We start from the raw sequence: 4,056 nt of genomic DNA, 5'->3' as shown, positions 1-4,056 counted from the left end.
CCCGCCTCCAAAGAGGCGGTTTTCTGCTTTATGCCCAGAGGCATGGGCAAGGATCGCGCGTACGAGAGCCCTGCGCCCGCCCGAAGAAGCACGCTCTGCGGTCACATTGCGCTGCCGCACGAGCGCCCAGGGCGTAGCCCTCTTGCATTGCAGGCGGCTCAAAACAGCTTGCCGAACTGGTCGATCAGCAAATAAACCGAAAAACCGCCATAGAACACCACCGCCCACCAGATGGCCGCATAGCGCAGGCCCTTCAGGCCAATGGCGCGCGGCAGCATGCCGCGGTTGAGCTGGATCAGCAGCACCGAGTAGACGAACATCACCAGGCCGTTGAGCGACGAGGCGATCACCAGCAGCACCAGCGGCTGGTTGACCCCCGAGACCAGGATCACCGAGCCGAAGGCCACCATCAGCCACACCACCAGCACGTACAGCCGGCTTTCCGACCAGGTCTTGCTGTCGCGCAGCCAGTTGGTCTTGCAGATGTCGGCGACGATGCGCCCGATCATGTCCACCACCGCCAGGTTGGTCGACAGCAGCACCACCACGCCGGTCAGCCAGTAGGCATGGCCGGCCCAGCCGCCGGTCCTCTGGTTCAGGGCCTCGCCCAAAGCGCGCACGAAGTCGAAGTTCTTCGCCTCGCTGCCCACGCCCACGTAGGTGTAGGCCAGCGCCATGAACAGCAGGATGGCCAGCAGGCCGAGCACGAAGAAGGTGATGAACTGCTCGCGGTCGGCCACGCGCCACCAGCCACGCCAGCGGCGCAGGTTTTCCTCGTCCTGGGGGAAGAAGTAGCCGATGGCGCCGCTGGTGGTCTCTTCGCCGGTGATGGGCGAGACTATTTTTGGCAGGTGCGCACCCATGCCCATGCCCTTGTCGCGGATCCAGTTGGACTGCGCCAGGTTCATCACGCCGCCGGCGCCGGCGAAGGCGATCGCCCCCAGCAGCAGCGCCACCGGAATCTTGCCCACCGCCTCGGGAATCCGGGGCACCTCGGCCGTGAAACCGCCGAACAGCGCCGACCACGACTGCCCGGTGAGCAGGCCGAACAGCATGTACAGCATGAACAGCACGATCAGCGCCACCAGCAGGCCCTGGATCTTTTCCACCGTCTTGTAGACCACGGGCGAGACCGTGAGCACGATGGCGATCAGCAGCAGCGAGGCGATGGTGATGGGCACCACCTTGTCGGCCGACAGGCCGAAGGCGTAGGTCAGCGCGGTGGAACTGCCCGAGGCCCAGCCCGGCCACATCCAGGGCACCACGGCCATGATGATGAACAGCCAGCTCCAGTGCTTCCACAGCCGGGTGAAGCCGGTGACGGCGGTCTCGCCGGTGGCCAGCGTGTAGCGCTCGATCTCCATGTTCAGGAAATACTGCGTCAGCACGCCGATGGTCGCCAGCCACACCAGGGCCAGCCCCGTCTGCGTGGCCATGTAGGGCCACAGCACGAACTCGCCCGAGCCGACGGAGCCGGCCAGCAGGATCACGCTGGCCCCGACCACCTTGCGCATTGGCAAGGGCTCGGGCAGGTCCCGGTAGCTGACGGGTGGCAGGTTCACGCTGCGAATCTCGGGCGCGATGCCCGCCTGCGGCAGGGCGCCGCTCGCACGATCGATCATGTGAAACCCCTTCAAATACAGAGCAAACGTCTGCAATGGAGGCCTTAAAGACCCACACACGACCCGGCCGCCACCGCGCCCACACCACGCATTCCATAGTGCGCAACACCATGCTAGGGTCCGCCTGGATTTCGGTCAAGCGCCAGCCGGCACACGCGCCAGCAGTGTGCGTTGCGTCCGGTCCGCCTTCCATGCCGCCGGCGAGCGGCAAGTCCACTGACAAGACCAGCCCAACAACCACTGGCGCCTTCGGGGGATAGGGATCGCGGCGCCCAGCCGTACGATGATCTGCGCCATGGAACCCGATGCCTTTCCCACCTCCGGGCCCGCGCGGCACTTCGAGCGCGAGCACCACCACCTCGAATCCCAGCTGCACGACCACCTGCTGGACGTGATCGGAGGCGACTTCGCCGGCGCCCTGCAGCGCCTCGTCGCCTGGCGCGCCGCGCTCGCGCGCCACATCGAGATCGAGAACACCCAGCTGCTGCCGCACGTGCCCGAGGGTGCACGCTGGGCGGCGCGGGTGTATCTGGTCGAGCACGACCGCATTGCCCTGCTCGCCGACGAATACCTGGAACGCGTGCGCGCCGCGGCGGCGCGGCCGCCGTCGGGCGAGCGCGAACGCCGCGAGGCGATCCTGGCGCTGGTGGACAGCGCCCACGCCCTGCGGCACGTGATCGAGCACCACCACGAGCGCGAGCACACGGCCCTGGCGCACGAGCTGCCGCAGGAGCTGCAGGCAGCCGCCTGGAGCCGCGGCCTCCGGGGCGCCGGCTGAGGGGGCACGAGGCAGGCAGGGCGGCGCCTGCGGGCTGCCCTGCCCCGTCAGGCTGCCGGTGCCGTGGTGCGGATCAGGTAGTCAAAGGCCGACAGCGCCGCCTTCGAGCCCTCGCCGGCAGCGATCACGATCTGCTTGTAGGGCACGATCGTGCAGTCGCCGGCCGCGAACACGCCCGGCACGTTGGTGTGGTTGCGCGCGTCGATCACGATCTCGCCGAAGCGCGACAGCTCCACCGTGCCCTTGAGCCACTCGGTGTTGGGCAGCAGGCCGATCTGCACGAAGATGCCTTCCAGCGGCAGCTCGCGCACCTCGCCCGTCTCGCGGTCCTTGTAGACCAAGCCAGTGACGCGCTGGCCATCGCCCTTGACCTCGGTGGTCTGGGCGTTCACGATGATGTCCACGTTCGGCAGGCTGCGCAGCTTGCGCTGCAGCACCGCGTCGGCCTTGAGCTCGGGCGCGAACTCCAGCAGCGTGACGTGCGAGACCACGCCCGCCAGGTCGATGGCCGCCTCCACGCCCGAGTTGCCGCCGCCGATCACGGCCACCGGCTTGCCCTTGAAGAGCGGGCCGTCGCAGCTCGGGCAGTAGGCCACGCCGCGCGTGCGGTACTCGTCCTCGCCCGGCACGCCCATGTTGCGCCAGCGCGCGCCGGTCGCGAGGATCACCGAACGGCCGCGCAGCACGGCGCCGTTCTCCATCTCCACTTCGATCAGCCCGCCTTCCGAAGTGGCCGGGCGCAGCGCGCGGGCCTTCTGCAGGTTCATCAGGTCCACCTCGTAGTCGCGCACGTGGTGTTCCAGCGCGGCGGCGAACTGCGGGCCTTCGGTCTTGCGGATGGAGATGTAGTTCTCGATGTCCAGGGTGTCGAGCACCTGGCCGCCGAAGCGCTCGGCGGCTATTGCCGTGCGGATGCCCTTGCGCGCCGCGTAGATGGCGGCCGCGGCGCCCGCCGGCCCACCGCCGATCACCAGCACGTCGAACGGCTCCTTCTCATTCATTTTGGCGGCGTCGCGCGCGGCCGCGCCCTTGTCCAGGCGACCCACGATCTCGGCGAGTTCCATACGGCCCTGGCCGAAGTGCTCGCCGTTCAGGAACACGGTCGGCACGCCCATGACCTGGCGCTCCTTGATCTCGTCCTGGAACACGGCACCGTCGATGGCGGTGTGCGTGATGCGCGGGTTCAGCACGCTCATCAGGTTGAGCGCCTGCACCACGTCCGGGCAGTTGTGGCAGGACAGCGAGTAGTACGTCTCGAAGTGGAACTCGCCGTCCAGGTTCTTCACCTGTTCCAGCAGGTCGGCCGCCTCCTTGGACGGGTGGCCGCCCACGTGCAGCAGCGCCAGCACCAGCGAGGTGAATTCGTGCCCTAGGGGTACGCCCGCGAAGCGCACGCCGGTGTCCACGCCGGGGTTGGTGATCAGGAACGAGGGCTTCCTCACCGCCGCGTCGTTGGCCTCGACCACGGTGATCTTGTCCGACAGGCCGCGGATCTGCTGCAGGAGCTCGCGCAGCTCGCGCGCCGTGTCGCTGTCGTCCAGCGTGGCGACCAGTTCCACGGGGCGCTGCAGGCGCTCCAGGTAGGCTTTCAGTTGGGCTTGCAGGTTGGCGTCGAGCATGGGGTAACTCCTGAGAATCTGGTTGTTGGGCAAAAAA

3 protein-coding genes are annotated in these 4,056 nt (G+C 67.8%); 1 reads left to right on the top strand and 2 read right to left on the bottom strand.

Annotated features, from left to right (window positions below; translation table 11 throughout):
* Window positions 1-158 precede the first annotated feature (158 nt).
* Complete coding sequence (locus A612_RS15915; RefSeq protein WP_019375420.1) at window positions 159-1,622, bottom strand: Nramp family divalent metal transporter; 1,464 nt, start codon at window positions 1,620-1,622, stop codon at window positions 159-161.
* Between the two features lie 295 nt (window positions 1,623-1,917).
* Here A612_RS15915 and A612_RS15910 point away from each other — a divergent pair, with 295 nt between their 5' ends.
* The gene (locus tag A612_RS15910; RefSeq protein WP_040437229.1) at window positions 1,918-2,400 is read left to right on the top strand and encodes a hypothetical protein; all 483 of its coding nucleotides are present in this window, start codon (window positions 1,918-1,920) and stop codon (window positions 2,398-2,400) included.
* A gap of 47 nt (window positions 2,401-2,447) precedes the next feature.
* Here the strand turns inward: A612_RS15910 and ahpF are convergent, their stop codons facing one another.
* Entirely contained in the window at window positions 2,448-4,019 is a 1,572-nt protein-coding gene (ahpF, locus tag A612_RS15905) for an alkyl hydroperoxide reductase subunit F (protein WP_019375418.1), read from the bottom strand.
* Between the last annotated feature and the right edge of the window lie 37 nt (window positions 4,020-4,056).

Source organism: Melaminivora alkalimesophila, from assembly GCF_000282995.1.
GTDB lineage: Bacteria > Pseudomonadota > Gammaproteobacteria > Burkholderiales > Burkholderiaceae_C > Melaminivora > Melaminivora alkalimesophila.
Note: the sequence above shows the minus strand (reverse complement) of the source record. Positions and strands in the feature narration are given on the sequence as shown.

Bases quoted from the DNA above. Each gene is read 5' to 3' on its own strand.
- A612_RS15915 (WP_019375420.1), bottom strand. From the start codon at position 1,622: ATGATCGATCGTGCGAGCGGCGCCCTGCCGCAGGCGGGCATCGCGCCC.
- A612_RS15910 (WP_040437229.1), top strand. From the start codon at position 1,918: ATGGAACCCGATGCCTTTCCCACCTCCGGGCCCGCGCGGCACTTCGAG.
- ahpF (WP_019375418.1), bottom strand. From the start codon at position 4,019: ATGCTCGACGCCAACCTGCAAGCCCAACTGAAAGCCTACCTGGAGCGC.